The organism is Microtetraspora fusca (assembly GCF_001570365.1).
Taxonomy (GTDB): Bacteria; Actinomycetota; Actinomycetes; order Streptosporangiales; family Streptosporangiaceae; genus Microtetraspora; species Microtetraspora fusca.
On record NZ_BBYK01000041.1, the window covers coordinates 426,512 to 443,385 of the forward strand.

14 protein-coding genes are annotated in these 16,874 nt (G+C 71.5%); 8 read left to right on the forward strand and 6 right to left on the reverse strand.

Annotated features, from left to right (window positions below; translation table 11 throughout):
- Nucleotides 1-3: 3 nt before the first annotated feature.
- The 5 genes from AWQ68_RS09180 to AWQ68_RS09200 all read left to right on the forward strand — a co-directional run bounded on the left by AWQ68_RS09180 (nucleotide 4) and on the right by AWQ68_RS09200 (nucleotide 5,591).
- On the forward strand, nucleotides 4-1,020 hold the full coding sequence (locus tag AWQ68_RS09180) for a carbohydrate ABC transporter permease (protein WP_066937624.1): 1,017 nt from the start codon (nucleotides 4-6) through the stop codon (nucleotides 1,018-1,020).
- Entirely contained in the window at nucleotides 1,017-1,883 is an 867-nt protein-coding gene (locus tag AWQ68_RS09185; protein WP_066937626.1) for a sugar ABC transporter permease, read from the forward strand. Before AWQ68_RS09180 ends, AWQ68_RS09185 begins: the two co-directional genes overlap by 4 nt.
- Nucleotides 1,884-1,959: 76 nt before the next feature.
- Nucleotides 1,960-3,588, forward strand: a complete 1,629-nt coding sequence (locus tag AWQ68_RS09190; RefSeq protein WP_066937629.1) for a glycoside hydrolase family 13 protein — start codon at nucleotides 1,960-1,962, stop codon at nucleotides 3,586-3,588.
- A gap of 10 nt (nucleotides 3,589-3,598) precedes the next feature.
- Nucleotides 3,599-4,621: a LacI family DNA-binding transcriptional regulator gene (locus tag AWQ68_RS09195; RefSeq protein WP_066937631.1), complete on the forward strand. Its 1,023-nt coding sequence runs from the start codon at nucleotides 3,599-3,601 to the stop codon at nucleotides 4,619-4,621.
- A gap of 34 nt (nucleotides 4,622-4,655) precedes the next feature.
- Nucleotides 4,656-5,591 (forward strand): carbohydrate kinase family protein, encoded by a 936-nt coding sequence (locus tag AWQ68_RS09200; protein ID WP_084463787.1) that lies wholly within the window; start codon nucleotides 4,656-4,658, stop codon nucleotides 5,589-5,591.
- Between the two features lie 115 nt (nucleotides 5,592-5,706).
- On the opposite strand, the gene eda is transcribed toward AWQ68_RS09200, so the two are convergent.
- The 4 genes from eda to zwf are packed head-to-tail and all read right to left on the reverse strand — an operon-like array spanning nucleotide 5,707 to nucleotide 10,871.
- Nucleotides 5,707-6,318, reverse strand: coding sequence for a bifunctional 4-hydroxy-2-oxoglutarate aldolase/2-dehydro-3-deoxy-phosphogluconate aldolase (gene eda / locus AWQ68_RS09205; protein WP_084463788.1), 612 nt, complete (start codon nucleotides 6,316-6,318; stop codon nucleotides 5,707-5,709).
- 43 nt (nucleotides 6,319-6,361) lie between these two features.
- Nucleotides 6,362-7,339, reverse strand: a complete 978-nt coding sequence (locus tag AWQ68_RS09210; RefSeq protein WP_066937637.1) for a glucokinase — start codon at nucleotides 7,337-7,339, stop codon at nucleotides 6,362-6,364.
- The gene (gene edd / locus AWQ68_RS09215) at nucleotides 7,336-9,228 is read right to left on the reverse strand and encodes a phosphogluconate dehydratase (RefSeq protein ID WP_084463789.1); all 1,893 of its coding nucleotides are present in this window, start codon (nucleotides 9,226-9,228) and stop codon (nucleotides 7,336-7,338) included. Before edd ends, AWQ68_RS09210 begins: the two co-directional genes overlap by 4 nt.
- Nucleotides 9,225-10,871: a glucose-6-phosphate dehydrogenase gene (gene zwf, locus AWQ68_RS09220; protein WP_218006813.1), complete on the reverse strand. Its 1,647-nt coding sequence runs from the start codon at nucleotides 10,869-10,871 to the stop codon at nucleotides 9,225-9,227. The genes edd and zwf overlap by 4 nt, the downstream gene beginning before the upstream one ends.
- Nucleotides 10,872-11,015: 144 nt before the next feature.
- On the opposite strand from zwf, the gene AWQ68_RS09225 reads away from it, so the two are divergent.
- Nucleotides 11,016-12,170, forward strand: a complete 1,155-nt coding sequence (locus tag AWQ68_RS09225) for an ROK family transcriptional regulator (RefSeq protein ID WP_066937643.1) — start codon at nucleotides 11,016-11,018, stop codon at nucleotides 12,168-12,170.
- Nucleotides 12,171-12,441: 271 nt separating this feature from the next.
- On the opposite strand, the gene AWQ68_RS09230 is transcribed toward AWQ68_RS09225, so the two are convergent.
- The gene (locus AWQ68_RS09230) at nucleotides 12,442-13,416 is read right to left on the reverse strand and encodes a DUF2470 domain-containing protein (RefSeq protein WP_066937646.1); all 975 of its coding nucleotides are present in this window, start codon (nucleotides 13,414-13,416) and stop codon (nucleotides 12,442-12,444) included.
- A 62-nt stretch (nucleotides 13,417-13,478) separates the two neighbouring features.
- On the opposite strand from AWQ68_RS09230, the gene rpsD reads away from it, so the two are divergent.
- A complete protein-coding gene (gene rpsD, locus AWQ68_RS09235; RefSeq protein ID WP_066937800.1) occupies nucleotides 13,479-14,093 on the forward strand; it encodes a 30S ribosomal protein S4 in 615 nt (204 codons plus the stop codon).
- A 283-nt stretch (nucleotides 14,094-14,376) separates the two neighbouring features.
- Nucleotides 14,377-15,165 (forward strand): ion transporter, encoded by a 789-nt coding sequence (locus tag AWQ68_RS09240; RefSeq protein ID WP_066937651.1) that lies wholly within the window; start codon nucleotides 14,377-14,379, stop codon nucleotides 15,163-15,165.
- A gap of 736 nt (nucleotides 15,166-15,901) precedes the next feature.
- Here the strand turns inward: AWQ68_RS09240 and AWQ68_RS42230 are convergent.
- Nucleotides 15,902-16,483, reverse strand: coding sequence for an HNH endonuclease signature motif containing protein (locus AWQ68_RS42230; RefSeq protein ID WP_157545051.1), 582 nt, complete (start codon nucleotides 16,481-16,483; stop codon nucleotides 15,902-15,904).
- Nucleotides 16,484-16,874: the final 391 nt, after the last annotated feature.

The following is a 16,874-nucleotide window of genomic DNA, read 5'->3' on the forward strand; positions in this document are numbered from 1 at the left end:
CCCGTGGCCGCCTCGACCGGACCCGTCACTGAGACGGCCGGGGGCCCGGACCGGGCGGCGGGCGCCGGAGGCGCCCCCGCCCGGCGCGGGGCCGAGCCGGGCCGGATCCGCCTGGCCATGGCCCGGCACTGGTACGCGTGGGCGATGACCGCCCCGGTGATCGTCGTCGTCGGCGTGCTGGTCGGCTGGCCGCTGGCCCGCGGTGTGTACCTGTCCCTGACCGACGCCACCGAGGCCAACGTCGGCCGCACCATCGGCGTGAACGTCATCCCGGCCACCTACCAGTTCGTCGGCCTGGACAACTACCTGTCCATCCTGTCCAGCGGGCTGTTCTGGGAGCGGCTCGGCTGGACCGTGGTGTGGACCGCCGTCTGCGTCGGTCTCCACTACGGCATCGGCCTCGCCCTGGCGATGATGCTGCACCGCAAGGTCCGCGGCCGCTCCGTCTACCGCGTGCTGCTGATCCTGCCCTGGGCCATCCCCGGCTTCGTCTCCGCCTTCATCTGGCGCTACCTGTTCAACAGCGACTTCGGCGTCATCAACGCGATGCTCAAGGCGGCCGGGTTCGGCGCGGTCGGCTGGCTCGACGACCCCTTCACCGCCAAGATCGCGGTCATCGCGGTCAACGTCTGGCTCGGCGTGCCGTTCATGATGGTCGCCCTGCTGGGCGGCCTGCAGTCCATCCCGGCCGAGCTGTACGAGGCGGCCGAGGTGGACGGCGCCACCCCGTGGCAGCGCTTCCGCCACATCACCGTCCCGGGGCTGCGCTCGGTGTCCAGCACCGTCGTGCTGCTCGGCACGATCTGGACGTTCAACATGTTCCCGATCATCTACCTCGTCACCAAGGGTGGGCCGGGCAACTCCACCGAGATCCTGGTGACCTACGCCTTCCGCGAGGCCTTCACCGGCGTGCGCGACTACTCCGGCTCGGCCACGTGGGGCGTGCTCATCCTCGCCCTGCTCGTCGTTCTGGCCGCTATCTACCGCCGCGCGCTGCGCAGGCAGGGGGAGGTCTGGTGAGCACCGTCACGGCGACCCCGAAGGCACGTCCCCGCGGCGAACGCGGCCCGCTGGCGTCGATCCTGCTGCACGGCGCGCTGATCGCGGCGACGCTGATCTCGCTCTTCCCCGTCGTCTGGCTGGTGCTGACCTCGCTCAAGCCCCGCGACGGCTGGCTGTCCTCCGAGCTGGAGATCTTCAACCAGCCCTCCCTGGACAACTACGTCCGCGTGCTGGGCGAGACCGAGTTCCCGACCTGGCTGCTCAACTCGGTGCTGGCCGCCGCGCTCACCACCGTGCTCGGCGTGATCGTCGCCTCCACCACCGGATACGCGATCAGCCGGTTCCGCTTCCCCGGCCACCGGGGGGTGATGTGGCTGCTTCTGATCACCCAGATGTTCCCCGTGGCCATCCTGATCGTGCCGCTGTACAACCTCATGGCCGGACTCGGGCTGCTCAACCAGATCCCCGGCCTGGTCATCGCCTATCTCACCGTGGCCGTGCCGTTCTGCGCGTGGATGATGAAGAGCTACTTCGACACCATTCCGCGTGAAATCGACCAGGCGGGAATGGTGGACGGTCTCACACCGTTCGGCACGTTTTGGCGGGTGGTGCTCCCGCTGGCCCGCCCCAGCCTGGCGGTGACCGCGTTCTACTGCTTCATGACCGCCTGGGGCGAGGTGGCCTACGCCACGGTGTTCATGTCGCAGGAGGAGAAACGCACCCTCGGCGTCGGCCTCCAGCAGTTCGTCGGGCAGCACTGGTCCGACTGGGGACTGCTCACCGCCTCGGCCGTGCTGATCGCGATCCCCGCCGCGGCCGTCTTCTTATTCGTCCAGCGGCATCTCGTGACCGGCCTCACCGCGGGTGCCACCAAGTCCTGACCCACCGTCGGCGTCCCGGAGCGACCGGTACGCCGGCGGAGATATTTCGCAAGATTCGCAAGATCGGGGGAACCCAATGACCGAGCTCGTCGAGGACGTCGCCGCGTCGGAGACCGCGACCCGTTGGTGGCGCGACGCCGTGATCTACCAGGTGTACGTCCGCAGCTTCGCGGACGGCAACGGCGACGGCGTCGGCGACCTGCTCGGCGTGCGCAGCCGGCTGCGCTACCTGGCGGAGCTGGGCGTGGACGCCATCTGGCTCACACCGTTCTTCACCTCGCCGATGGCCGACTTCGGGTACGACGTGGCCGACTACCGCGACGTGGACCCGATCTTCGGCTCCCTCGCGGACGCCAAGGCCCTGCTCGACGACGCGCACCGCCACGGTCTGAAGGTGATCGTGGACGTGGTGCCGAACCACACGTCCGACCGGCACGCCTGGTTCCAGGAGGCGCTGGCGGCGGGACCGGGCAGCCCCGAGCGTGAGCGCTACATCTTCCGCGAGGGGCGCGGCCCGCGCGGCGAGCTGCCGCCCAACGACTGGGAGTCCATCTTCGGCGGCGCCGCCTGGACCCGGGTGCCCGACGGGCAGTGGTACCTCCACCTGTTCGCCCCCGAGCAGCCCGACCTGAACTGGGAGCACCCCGAGGTCCACGCCGAGTTCGCCGACATCTTCCGCTTCTGGCTCGACCTCGGCGTGGACGGCTTCCGCGTCGACGTCGCCCACGGCATGGTCAAAGCCGACGGCCTGCCCGACGTCGGCCACAGCGACCAGGTGCGGCTGATCGGCGCGGACATCGTCCCGTTCTTCGACCAGGACGGCGTCCACGAGATCCACCGATCCTGGCGCCGGATCCTCGACTCGTACGAGGGGGAGCGGATCGGCGTCGCCGAGGCGTGGGCGCCCTCACCGCAGCGGCTGGCCAACTACGTCCGGCCGGACGAGCTGCACCAGGCGTTCAACTTCCACTTCCTGACCACGCCGTGGGACGCGGCCGCGTTCCGCGAGGTTATCGGGGTCTCCCTCGAGACCGTGACGCTCGTCGGCGCGCCCTCCACCTGGGTGCTGTCCAACCACGACGTGAAGCGGCACGTCACCCGGTACGGCGGGGGCGAGATCGGGCTGCGCCGGGCGCGGGCGGCCACCCTGCTCATGCTCGCGCTGCCCGGCTCGGCCTACCTCTACCAGGGCGAGGAGCTCGGCCTGCCCGAGGTGCTCGACCTGCCCGAGGAGTACCTCCAGGACCCGCAGCGGCTACGCGACCCCGACAGCGGCCGGGACGGCTGCCGCGTGCCCATGCCGTGGACGGCCACCGACGAGCCGCCGTTCGGTTTCGCCCCTCCCGGCATCTACGAGAGCTGGCTGCCGGTGCCCCCGGCCTGGCGCGGCCTGAGCGTCGAGGCCCAGCTCCGGGACTCGGCGTCCACGCTCAGCCTGTACCGGTCGGCGCTGCGGATCCGGCAGGAGCACCCGGCGCTCGGCGACGGCGCGATCTCCTGGCTGGACTCCCCGGCCGGCACGCTCGCCTTCACCCGCGACGGCGGCTTCGCCTGCCTGATCAACATGACCGCCGAGTGGGTCGAGGTGGAGCGTCCCCTCGGCGCGGCCGGGCCGCTCCTCGCGAGCGCCGACCCCGTGATCTCCGGCGATCGGGTCCGGCTGGCTCCCGATTCCACCACGTGGTGGACCCTCGAGAATGTCTAAAGTTGTGCCCATGACCAACGCGCGGCTCGCCGACATCGCGGTCCAGGCAGGCGTCAGCGAAGCGACGGTGAGCCGGGTGCTCAACGGCAAGGCGGGCGTCGCCGCGGCGACCCGGCAGGCCGTGCTGACGGCGCTCGACCTGATGGGATACGAACGCCCGCAGCGGCTCCGACAGCGCAGCAACGGTCTGATCGGCCTGGTGATCCCCGAGCTGGGCAACCCGATCTTCCCCGCGTTCGCGCAGGCGGTGGAGAAGGCGCTGACCCAGCACGGGTACACCCCGATCCTGTGCACGCAGGAGCCCGGCGGCGCCCCGGAGGACGAGTTCACCGAGATGCTGCTCGACCGGGGCGTCTCGGGCATCGTGTTCGTCTCCGGGCTGCACGCCGACACCACCGCCCGGATGGACCGGTACACCCGGCTCACCGACCGCGGCCTGCCGATCGTGCTCGTGGACGGCTACAACGAGAGCATCGACGCCCCGTTCATCTCGCCGGACGACCGGCTCGCCGCCCGCCTGGCCGTCCAGCACCTGGTCGATCTCGGGCACGAGCGCGTCGGGCTCGCGCTCGGCCAGCGGCGCTTCGTCCCGGTGATCCGCAAGATCGAGGGGTTCCGCCAGGCGATGGCGCAGCTTCTCGGGCTCGGCGACGTGGACGACCTGATCCAGCACTCGCTGTTCTCCGTCGAGGGCGGGCAGGCCGCCGCGTCCGCGCTGATCGAGCGCGGCTGCACCGGCATCGTCTGCGCGAGCGACCTGATGGCCCTCGGCGCGATCCGCGCCGCGCGCGAGCGCGGTCTCGCCGTACCGGCGGACGTGTCGGTGGTCGGGTTCGACGACTCGCCGCTGATGGCGTTCACCGACCCGCCGCTCACCACGGTGCGCAAGCCGATCGGCGCGATGGCCTCCGCCGCCGTCGAGACCCTGCTCGAGGAGATCGGCGGCACGCCCGCCAAGCACCTGGAGCTCGTCTTCCAGCCCGAGCTCGTCGTGCGCGGCTCCACCAGCTCGGGCCCCCTGGTCAACCGCTGACCCGCGCCACGGCGCGGCGTGCCCCGGAGGTCACGTGACAACGATCCAGCACGACGTGGTCGTGCTCGGCGGCACCGGCGTGGACACCACCGTCTACGTGCCCGAGCTGCCCCTGCCGTACCGGGACACCTACCACGTGCCGCCGGTGGTCGACCGGATCGGCAACACGGGCTCCGGCGTCGCCCTCGGATGCCGGGCGCTCGGGCTGCGGGTGAAGCTGGTGGACCTGATCGGCGAGGACCCGCAGGGCCGGCTGGTCCGCGACCACCTCACCGCCCGGGGCGTCGATCTCGCCTGGGCGCCGTCCGCCGCGGGCACCATCCGCAGCGTCCTGCTGGTCGGGCCGGACGGCCGCCGCCTCTCGCTGCACGACCCGCGCGCGACGCCGGGGGAGCGGCTGCCCCACGACCTCTACCTGCCCGCCGTACGCGCGGCCCGGCACGTCCACGTCTCCATCGTCGGCTCCTGCCGGCACGTCTACCCCGACATCCCGGACGGCGTGACCACCTCCACCGACCTGCACGACTGGGACGGGACGAACCCCCACCACGAGGACTTCGCGTACGCCTCGGACGTGGTCTTCATGTCGGCGGCGGCCCTCGGCGACCGCAGGGACGCGGTCATGCGCGCCATCATGAGCCGGGGGCGGGCCTCGCTCGTCGTCTGCACGGACGGCGCCGACGGCTGCCACGTCCTCGCCGCGGAGTGGGACGGCGTCCGGCACTTCCCGGCGCAGCCGCTGCCCGGGCCCGCGGCCGACAGCAACGGCGCGGGCGACGCGTTCGTCTCCGGCGTGCTCTACGGTCGCCTGCGCGGCCTCCCCCTGGAGGAGTGCGTACGGCTCGGCGCCCTCGCCGGGGCGCACGCCTGCACCGCCGCCGGCACCCACGAGGACCCGATCACCCTCGCCGCGCTCCTGGAGCGGGCAGGGGAGGACGGGCAGAAGAATGGGCTCGTGACCAACGGGTGAGGAGGTCACGAGCCCGGATTTCCATGAACGTGTTCACCGGGTTGCGGTCACGAACATGGCCGTCAGCTCCGCCGAGGGAGGATGGCTCGGCTGACGAGGTTCTGGGACGGCCCGGTCAACGCAGCGCGGACGCCTCGAGGGCGAGCTTCTCGATGCGGCCGTAGTCGCCGGCGGCCAGCGCGTCGGCCGGGGTGAGCCAGGTGCCGCCGACGCACCCGACGTTCGGCAGCGCGAGGTAGGCGGGCGCGGTCGCCGGCTTGATCCCGCCGGTGGGGCAGAAGCGCACGTCGGCCAGCGGGCCGGACAGCGCCTTGAGGTATGGGACGCCGCCCGCGACCTCGGCCGGGAAGAACTTCATCTCCGTGACGCCGCGCTCGCGGACCGCCATGGCCTCCGACGCGGTGGCCACGCCGGGCAGGAACGGCACGCCGCCGTCGAGCAGGGCGTCCAGGAGCGACGGGGTGGTGCCCGGGGAGACGAGGAACCGCGAGCCGGCCGCGACCGCCGCCGCGATGTCGCCCGCCGAGCGCACCGTGCCCGCGCCGACCACCGCGTCCGGCACCTCGTCCGCGATCCGCCGGATCGCGTCGAGCGCGGCGTCCGTGCGCAGGGTGACCTCGATGACCGGAAGCCCGCCCGCGACGAGCGCGCGGGCCAGCGGCACCGCGGTCGCGGCGTCGTCCACGACGACGACCGGCACGACAGGCGCAAGATCGAGCAGACTCATAGATTCCTCCAGGCGCGAAGGTAACATTCGCGCCGATACTCGGTCATACCAGCTCAACATTACTTGCCCTCTGGGCGAGCCAGGCGGCGGCACCGACCAGAGCGGGCTGCTCCGCCACGATCAGCGACGTGGCGATCGCGGAGATGTAGCCGGACAGCGCGGGCACGGTCATCTCGAACCGCGCCCGGAACGTGCTCGCCCTGGCCCGTTCGGAGATGCGCGGCAGCACCCCGCCGCCCAGATAGACCCCGCCGCGCGCGCCCAGCGTCAGGGCCACGTTCCCGGCGAAGCCGCCGAGCAGCGCGAGGAAGACCTCCACGGTCTCCACCGCGAGCGCGTCGTCCGACGCGACGATCTCGGACGCGGTCACGGCCTCCGGCGTGACGCCGCGCACCATCGACAGCCCGCGATGGAGCCGGGGCAGCCCGGTGCCGGACAGCAGGTGCTCGGCGTCCACGTACGGCACGCCGTCCGCGCGCAGCGCGCGCACGATGTCGATCTCCAGGTCGGTGACGGCGGGGACCGCCGCGTGGCCGCCCTCCCCGGGCACGGCGATCCATCCGGACCCGGCGGGGACCAGCCCGGCCACCCCGAGCCCGGTCCCGGGGCCCAGCACCGCGCGTACTTTGCGCACCGTCCCGTCCACGGGCTCGGGCCCGCCGAGGGACAGCAGGTCGTCCCCGGCCAGGTGCGGCAGTGAGATCGCCAGGGCCTCGAAGTCGTTGAGCAGCTCCACGTACGGGACGCCCAGCTCGGACACCGTCCCCGCCCAGTCCGCGTTGGTCAGCGCGTACCGGTCGTCCTGCACCGGCCCGGCGATCGCCAGGCACGCCGCCTCCGGCCGCACTCCGCCCCCATGCCGATCGAGATAGGCGGCTACGGCATCCGGCAGGCTCGGGTGCTCCGCGACACGCAGGGCGGCGACGCTCTCGGGCTCGTCCCCCGGCCGGTTCACCAGGCCGAAGCGCGCGTTCGTGCCGCCGACGTCGGCGACCAGCCACGGCGTCGCCGGGGGCGTCACCCGCGGCTCCCCGCGTCGACGGTGTCTCCGGACCCGGCTCCCATGACGCTGGAGGTCGCGCCGAACACGCTCGCGCCCCGCTCCGCCGGTCCGACCGTACGGCGGAACGCCTGGAACAGCTCCCGGCCGGTCCCGGCCCACTGGGCGTCGGAGAGCGGCGCGCCCTCGGGAGTACGGCCGGACAGGTCGGCCAGGACGGTCAGCGTCCCCGCCGCGGAGTCCAGCCGGATCAGGTCGCCGTCCCGGACCAGGGCGATCGGCCCACCGTGGGCCGCCTCGGGGGACAGGTGGATCGCCGCCGGCACCTTCCCGGAGGCGCCCGACATGCGGCCGTCGGTCACGATCGCCACCTTCTGCCCCCGGTCCAGCAGGACCGCGAGCGGAGGCGTGAGCTTGTGCAGCTCGGGCATCCCGTTGGCGCTCGGCCCCTGGTAGCGGACCACCGCGACGAAGTCCTGGCCGTCGAGCTCGCCCGCCTCGAACGCGCGCAGCAGGTCGATCTGGTCGTCGAACACCCGGGCCGGGGCCTCGATGACGAGGTGCTCCGGTTTGACCGCCGACACCTTGGACACCGCGCGGCCGAGGTTGCCGTCCAGGATGTGGATGCCGCCGTCGGGCGAGAACGGCTCGGCGACCGGGCGCAGCACCTCCGGGTCGCCGCTGCCGGCCGTACGCTCCTCCCAGACCAGCGACCCGTCCTTGAGCGAGGGCGCCGACCGGTACAGGTCGAGGCCCCGCCCCGCGACCGTGAGCACGTCGCCGTGGAGCAGGCCGGCGTCGAGCAGCCCGCCGATGAACACGGCCATGCCGCCCGCGGCCTGGAAGTGGTTCACGTCCGCCTGGCCGTTGGGGTACATCCGGGTCAGCAGCGGCACGACCCTGGACAGGTCGGCCAGGTCGTCCCAGGTCAGCGTGATCCCGGCGGCGGCCGCCATGGCGACCAGGTGCAGCGTGTGGTTGGTCGAGCCGCCGGACGCCAGCAGCGCGACGCACGCGTTGACGATGGCCTTCTCGTCGACCACCTCGCCCAGCGGCGTGTACTCGTCGCCGTGCGCGGTGATCTCCACCGCGCGCCGGGCCGCCGCCTCGGTCAGCGCGTGCCGCAGCTCCGTGTGCGGATTGACGAACGTCGCGCCGGGCAGGTGGAGGCCCATCACCTCGATGAGGAGCTGGTTGGAGTTCGCCGTGCCGTAGAAGGTGCAGGTGCCCGGTGAGTGGTACGACTTCGCCTCGGCGTCGAGCATCTCCAGCCGGGTGATCTTGCCCTCGGCGAACTCCTGCCGGGTGCGCGCCTTGATCTTGTTGGGCAGGCCCGAGGTCATCGGCCCGGCGGGCACGAAGATCGCGGGCAGGTGCCCGAAGTGCAGCGCCCCGATGAGCAGCCCCGGCACGATCTTGTCGCAGACGCCGAGCAGCAGCGACGAGTCGAACATGTCGTGCGACAGCGCGATCGCGGTCGCCATGGCGATCACGTCCCGGCTGTAGAGCGACAGCTCCATGCCGGCCCGGCCCTGCGTGATGCCGTCGCACATGGCGGGCACGCCGCCCGCCACCTGCGCCACGCCGCCCGCCGCCCGGACCGCCCGCTTCAGCTCCGGCGGGTACGTCTCGTACGGCTGGTGCGCCGACAACATGTCGTTGTAGGACGTGACGATGGCCACGCCCGGCTTCGCCGTACCGCGCAGGTCCGCCTTGTCGTCCGGCGCGCAGGCGGCGAAGCCGTGCGCGAGGTTGGCGCAGCCGAGCTGTCCGCGCGCCGGGCCGCGGTCGCGCAGCTCCCGCCCCGCCGCCGCGGTCCGCTCCAGGTAGGCCGAGCGCCCCTCGCGGCTGCGCTCCCGGATCCTGTCGGTGACCGTCGAGACGACGGGGTCGATCGCGTGCGCGTTCACAGGTCCTCCTCGTGCCAGGTCCGGCCGCTGCGGGCCAGCAGCTCACGGGCGCCCGCCGGGCCGGCCGTCCCGGCGGGGTACGGCTCGGGCACGGCCCCGGAGCCCTCCCAGGTCTCGATGATCGGATCGATCCAGCGCCAGGCGGCCTCGACCTCGTCGCGCCGCATGAACAGGGTCGGGTTGCCCGCCATCACGTCCATGAGCAGCCGCTCGTACGCGTCGGGCACCCGGCTCTGGAACGTCTCGGCGAAGCTCAGGCTGAGCGGCACCGGCCGGAGCGTGACATCGCCCGCGCCCGGCTCCTTGGCCATGAGCAGGAGGTGGATCCCCTCGCTCGGCTGGAGCCGCAGGACCAGCCGGTTCGGCGTCGCCCCCGGGAAGATCGCGTGCGGGACGTCCTTGAACTGGACCACGATCTCCGACCGCCGGGTCGGCATCCGCTTGCCGGTGCGCAGGTAGAACGGCACGCCGGCCCAGCGCCAGTTCTTCACCTCGGCCCGGATCGCCGCGTACGTCTCGACCCGGTGCGAGATCTCTGTCGGCGGGGTGCTCGCGGGTTCGTCCAGGTAGCCGGGGACGCCGTCGCCCGCCGTGTACTGCCCGCGCACGGCGAAGCGGTCCACCTCGGAGCCGACGATCGGGCGCAGCGACTGCAGCACCTTCACCTTCTCGTCCCGTATCGACTCGCGGTCGTTGCGCGACGGTGGCTCCATGGCGACCAGGCAGAGGAGCTGGAGCAGGTGGTTCTGCACCATGTCGCGGAGCGCGCCCGCGTGGTCGTAGTAGCCGCGACGGCCGGGCGTTCCCACGGTCTCGGCGACGGTGATCTGGACGTGGTCGATCCAGAGCGAGTTCCAGACCGGCTCCAGGAAGGCGTTGGCGAACCGGAGCACGAGCAGGTTCTGCACCGTCTCCTTGCCGAGGTAGTGGTCGATCCGGAAAATCTGCCGCTCGTCGAAGATGGCGCCGACCTCGTCGTTGATCGCCTGGGCGCTGGCCAGGTCGCGGCCGAGCGGCTTCTCCAGCACGACCCGGGAGCGCGGCGTGACCAGCCCGGCCTCGTGCGCCTCGCGGCAGAACGGCCCGAACGTCATAGGCGGGCTGGCCAGGTAGAAGACGCGGTCGCGGTCCTCGTAGCCGGCCAGCAGCCGGGACAGCGCGCCCCACCCGCTGCGGTCGGAGCCGCCGACATCGACGGACACGTGGTGCAGCCTGCGGAGGAACCGCTGCCAGCCCTCGTCGTCCTCCCCCTGCGGGACCGGGCGCGCCTCGGCGTCGACCTTGCCGCGGAAGTCCGCGTCGGTGAGGCCGCCGCGGGACAGGGCGATGATCCGCGTCTCGTCGGCCAGCCGGCCGTCACGGTCGCAGTGGTAGAGGGCGGGGATGAGCTTCCGCATGGACAGGTCGCCGGTGCCGCCGAACACGATCAGGTCGGCCGCGTGCCGGGGCGTGGCGTCGGTGTCGTCGGCGGCCGGGAACGTTTCGGAGGCCGTACGGGCAGCCCCGGAGGCCGGCGTGGCGGTGCCGCCGAGCGGGCCGGTGAGCGGGCCGGTGAGCGGGCCTGGTGTGGTCGATGGGGCCGGACCGCCGTCGGGCGCGGCGATCTGCGGTGCCGTCAGGGGATTGCGGGGGGACACAGACATCTTGTGGCCGTTGCTCCTGCGGAGGCTGAAACGAGGACAAGTGGGACAGTAGCCGGAAGTTAGGCACAACATCAACCGAGTTTTGTAACTCCAGATGAATAAGTCGTTGTACTTAGGTGCCTAGATGTGCTTCACTTTTGCACGATGTCACGACTTGCTACTACCGGTGAAGTCCTCCAGCTCATCCGGAGCGGGGAGGCGGTGACCCGTGCCGAGATCGGCCGCGTGACCGGGCTGTCCCGTCCCGCGGTGGCGCACCGGGTCGCCGAACTGCTGCAACGCGGCCTGATCGTCGAGGACGCCGAAGGACCCTCCACGGGCGGCAGACCGCCCGTGCGGCTGCGCTTCAACGCCGCCGGAGGCGTGGTCCCGGTCGCCTCACTCGGCGCCCAGCGCACCCAGATCGCCATATGCGACCTGGCCGGCGAGGCGCTGGTGCGCACGGACGTCGAGATCGACGTCGAGGAGGGGCCCGACGCGGTCCTTCCTCTCGTCATGGACACCTGGCAGAAACTGCTCGACGGCAGGACCGACGTCGTCGGCATCGGCCTGGGCGTCCCCGCCACCGTCGAGTTCGCCGCCGGGCGCACGGAGAGCGCCCGCGTCATGGCGAGCTGGACCGGTGTGGTGATCCCGCCCGTCATCGCGAGCAGGTTCCCCGTACCGGTCCTGGTCGACAACGACGTGAACGTCATCGCCATGGGCGAGCACCGCATGGCGTACGCCTCCGAGCTCGACGACCTGCTCTTCGTCAAGGTCTCCACCCGCATCGGCGCCGGGGTGATCTCCGGCGGCGGCATCCTCCGCGGCGCGCTGGGCGCGGCGGGCGAGATCGGCCACATCCCGGTCAGGGACGGCGGGGGAGTGCTCTGCCGCTGCGGCAACGTCGACTGCGTCGACTCGGTGGCCAGCGGCACCGCGATCCTGCGGGACCTGCGTGAGAAGGGCCGCGAGGTGTCCTCGCTCGCCGACGTGACCGCGCTGGTCCGCGCGGGCGACGCCGAGACCATGGCCGTCGTACGGCAGGCGGGCCGCAGGCTCGGCGAGGTGATCGCCACGGCGGTGAACCTGCTCAATCCGGCCGTGGTCGTGCTGGGCGGCGACGTCGCCGAGATGTTCCAGCCGCTGGTGTCGGGCGTTCGCGAGGTCGTTTACCAGAGGTCCACCCAGCTCGCCACCCGCAGCCTGCGCATCGAGCGCAGCCGCCTCGGCCCCGGTGCCGGCATCACCGGCTGCGCCCTCATGGTCATCGACCACGTCCTGTCACCCGAGGCGATCGACGCCCCCCGCACGCTCTAACCCCGCCACCGCACCCAGGAACGCCCCGTCCCCTGCCGAGCCGCCCTCTGCGGCCGGAACTCCCCATAGCCGGGAGCGTCACCCCACGCGCCAGGGAACACCTGCCTGGCACTGGGGACGGCCCCATAGCCAGGAGCGCCGGCAGCCAGGAGCGCCGGCCCGAGCCCCGTGTAGCGGCTCGTCCGCCGAGCAGGTCCTTCTCAATGCCGCGGCCTCAATGCTGCGGCCTCAATGCTCCGGCCGGACCCTCGCTCGCGCCGCACAGCAGTGTTCATCCCTGGCGGGGGCACATGACGCAGCTCAGGGCGTGCTCCATTTCGGCGGCGCTGGCCGCCGGGGAGGGCCAGGGTAGCCGGATCAGCCGGTCGGGGGCCGCCCACACCGTCGCGCCGTAGCGGTCCAGCTCCCACAGCCACACATCGGTGTTCACCGGCTCCCCGAGCAGATGCGCGATCGCGAGGGTGAGTTGCCCGCGGTGCCACTCGTTGACGTGGCAAAGGATCCGCTCGGCCGCGTCGAGGAACGGGTCCGGGGACGCGTCGAGGTAGTTCTCCGCGTCGAGCACCCCCGACTCCTGGCCGGTCAGGTAGACGACCTGGGCCACATCCACGCGGAGCAGGCGCGGGGCCGGTCCGGAACCGGACGAGGCGGGCACGTCCGAGGGGCCGGACACGATCTCCCGCTCGGAGACGCTCGCCGGTTCGTCGATGTTCGGTTGCCGTGTGGTGTTCCGCTGCGAGATGTCTGACGGCTCCGGAACAAGCGACGGCCGCAGGAAGCCGGAGAGACTCGACGGCTCCGGGGCGACCGGCGGCCCGGGAACCAGCGGTGGCACGGGCGGTTCGGGGGCATTTGTGGGCCTGGGAGGTGTGCGCTGCTCCGCCGCGTCGACGGCGGCGAGGAGATCGTCATCGGGGCACCGATCCGCGATCGCCACCGCCGCGGCTCTCACCTCCCCGTCCGGCACGGGCTGGGCCCATCCCTGGACCTTCAGCAGCCCGCGTGGCCGATCTCTCCCACCCGTGTCGCGGATCGCCACCAGGTCGGCGGTCACCACGACCTCGTCGGCGATGTCGTACAGGACCTCGCCGGGCTTGACGAGCAACACCGGGCGGCCCGCCGCGTCCACTCCGCCGCGCGCCGCGCCGGACAGGGGGGCGCCGGCGACGGACACATGTGTGGGGGCGGCCACGGCCGCGAGCGTGCGGATCCGCTCCGCGATCGGGGGAGCTTCCACGGGGTGCATGACCCTCCTTGTTAAGGTTAGGCTTGCCTTAATTAGGCTTACCTAACCACAGGAAGGTGAACGTGCGCTACACAGGTCCCAAGGTGCGGCTTTCCCGCCGGGCCGGCGTCCCGCTGACCCGCAAGGCGGTCCGGTACTTCGAGGCCCGGCCGTACCCGCCGGGCGAGCACGGGCGTAAGACGAGCCGGCGCAACGTGGGCGACTACGGCATCCGGCTGCTGGAGAAGCAGAAGCTGCGCTGGTACTACGACGTGTCCGAGAAGCAGCTCCGCCGCTACTGGGATCTCGCGCTGCGCCGCCCGGGTCGGTCCGGCGAGGAACTGGTCGTCATCCTCGAGACCCGGCTGGCGTCGCTCGTCCTGCGGGCGGGACTCGCCCCGTCGATCTACGCCGCTCGGCAGTACATCAGCCACGGACACATCACCGTGGACGGCCGCAAGGTCGACATTCCGAGCTATCTGGTCAAGCCCGGCCAGGTGATCGGCGTCCGCGTCCGATCGCGCGGGATGCAGCCCTTCGTGGCGGCCTCCGAGGGGGTGTACGCCGACGACCGGATCCCGGCATACCTGTCGGTCGATCACAAGGAGCTGCGCTTCACCCTCGTTTCCCAGCCTGTCCGCGAGCAGATAGCGATTCCGGTGGACGAGCAGCTCGTCGTCGAGCACTACTCACGTTGACCGGACCGCTCTTCCTGCACCGAGCTGATCGCCTCGCGGGTTGACGCTGACCTGCTGGGGAGTTGCTCGACCGAGCGTGGTGCCGAGGAAGCCCGCATCCCGAGGCGAGGGGGCCGGGCCTGCTCGGCGGCGACTCTTGCGCAGAACGCTCCACCCGCCCCGGCGTGCCTTACGGCCAAGGCGCGCCGAAGGCGGTCGGCCACATATGGGCATGTCGATCACTCGCACCGGCCGTGTCCGTTATGCTCTCGGGCGATCTCGTGTCGTACCCCCAGGAGCATGTGTGCGTGAGCGCGTCCGCCTAGTCATCGAGTCACGGCGGTTCCAGCAGGCGATCATCGGGGTCATCCTCATCAACGCGGCGACCCTGGGAATCGAGACGTCACCGTCCGCCGTCGCCCGTTATGGCGGCCTGCTGCACATCGTGGATCACTGCGCGCTGTACGTCTTCGTGGTCGAGTTGCTGGCCAAGGCGTACGTGTACCGGCTGCGCTTCCTGCTCGACCCCTGGAACGTTTTCGACGCACTCATCATCGCCATCTCCTTCCTGCCGACGGCGAGCGGGCTGTCGGTGCTCCGTGCCCTGCGTGTGTTGCGGACGCTCCGGCTGATCTCCGTCGTACCGTCCCTGCGGCGGGTCGTCTCGGCGCTGCTCAACGCCGTACCGGGGATGGCGTCGATCGTGCTCCTCCTCGGGCTCGTGCTCTACGTGGCCGCCGTCATGGGGACCAAGCTCTACGGCACCGCCGCGCCCGAGTACTTCGGCGACCTGCCGAAGTCCCTCTTCTCGCTGTTCCAGGTGATGACCGGCGACGCCTGGTCCGACATCGCACGACCCCTCATGGAAATGTATTCGTCGGCCTGGCTGTACTTCGTGGTGTTCGTGCTCATCTGCACGTTCGTGGTGCTGAACCTCTTCATCGCCGTCGTCGTCAGCGCGATGGAGGAGGAGAGCCGTGAAGAAAGCCGTAAAGAACGCCACGACGAGCCGGACGTGCTGAGTGAGGTGGCGGCCCTCCGCCAGGAGATCCAGAGCCTTCGGGAGCTCCTCGCCGAACGTGTCCCCTCCTGACAGCGGAGGGGCCGTGCTTGCGGCACTTTCGCCGACCCGCCGACCCGCCGACTCCTGGTCCGCCGCCGACCCGCCGTCGATCCGCCGACCGCCGATCCGCCGATCCGCCGATCCCTCGATCCGCGAACCCGCCGAACCGCTGATCCGCCGAACCCCCGGTCCGCCGACCTGCCTATCGCCCCGCTGACCCGCCGACCCGTCCATCGCCCCTTCGACTTGGCGTGTTCACGCCGTGCAGTACGCCTGGGCCCCTCTCGCGTCCGGAGCCCAGGAGGCTCTGCTTCGCCCGGTCCGCCCAACTTCACCTCAGCGGCTCCGCTTCGCCCAGTCCCCCAACTTCGCCCCGGCGGCTCCGCATCGCCCAGTCTGCCCAACTTCACCTCGGCGGCTCCGCATCGTTCCTTGTCGGGGCGCTGCGCGGTCGGGGCATGCGGTTCAGCGGTGGGGATGCTCCCTCTCTGCGCCCGCGTCGCCCAGCTCCAACCTGCTCGCATGGCACCGTGCCGCTCCAGTCTCCGTCTGGTTGCCGGGTACCCGGAGAGCCCCAGTCTGGCTTCCGCATGCCCGCAGCGGACCCCCGATTTCAGTCAGCGGCCCTGGGGTTTCAGCAGCCCCGTCAGTAGGTCTCTCCTCGCGTCGCAGGCCCCTGAAGCGGACATGCCACGGCGATCTTCCTGGTGGCCGTCGTGCTTACGGGGAGGGAGCCTCGCGATCTCGTCCTGGATAGGGAAGGTCATCACCCTTTTGACCGTGTGCCGATGTAGGTGAAGCCCCAGCGGTCCTTGCCGACGCGGTGGAGCCGGTAGTGCTCAGGGTGCCGGTAGCGGTCGCGGTTGTGGAACTGGCAGGTGGGGCCGAGGTTGTTCAGGTCGGTGGCGCCGCCGTCGGACCAGTTGCTGATGTGGTCGATCTGGCAGAGGTGGGCGGGCATGGGGCAGTGGTCGACCATGCATCGGGTGTAGCGGGCGAGGATGGCGCAGCGTTGCCGTCGGGTGGCGCGGCGGGCGGTGCGTCCCACGTCGAGGACGCATCCGTCGGCGTCCATGACCAGGCGGGTGAGGCCGGAGGTATGGGCGAGCCGGTGGATGTCGGTGACGGGGAGGAACTGTCCGGTGGCCAGCAGCAGCCCGGGCAGTGTGCGTCCCGAGATGAGCCCGCCGGGCGTCGCCCAGTCCGCACCGCATCCTTGTCCCTGTCGCTGTCCCTGTCGCTGTCCCTGTCGCTGTCGCTGTCCCCGTCTCCGCTGTCCGCCATCGCGGCGCCCGGGCACCCCGCGTTCCGGTGAGCCGGACGCGTCGGCCGACGAAGAGGCGGACACCTCACCGCTCGTGAAGGTGGACGTTGCGGCTGGCGAACGGTCGGATGTCTTGGAGCGCGCGGGATCGGACGCCTTGCCGCGCGCAGAAGTGGCCGTTCCGGCCGGAGTGGAGTCGGACCCCTCACTGCGCGAAGGGCCGGATGTCTCGGGGTGCCCAGGGGCCGACGCTTCGGCTCCCGTTGGGGCGAACGTCCTGGCTGAGGAGGAGGTGCGCTCCTCTGAACGACCAGAACCCGACGCCCCGACTCGCGCAGGAGTGGAGGACCCCTCACTGGACGAAGGGCCGGATGTCTCTGAGCGTGCGGGATCGGACGCCTCGGGCCGCGTGGGAGCGGGTGTTCCAGCCGATGAGGAGGCGGACGTCACGCTGGGCGAGGAGGCAGGAGGATCA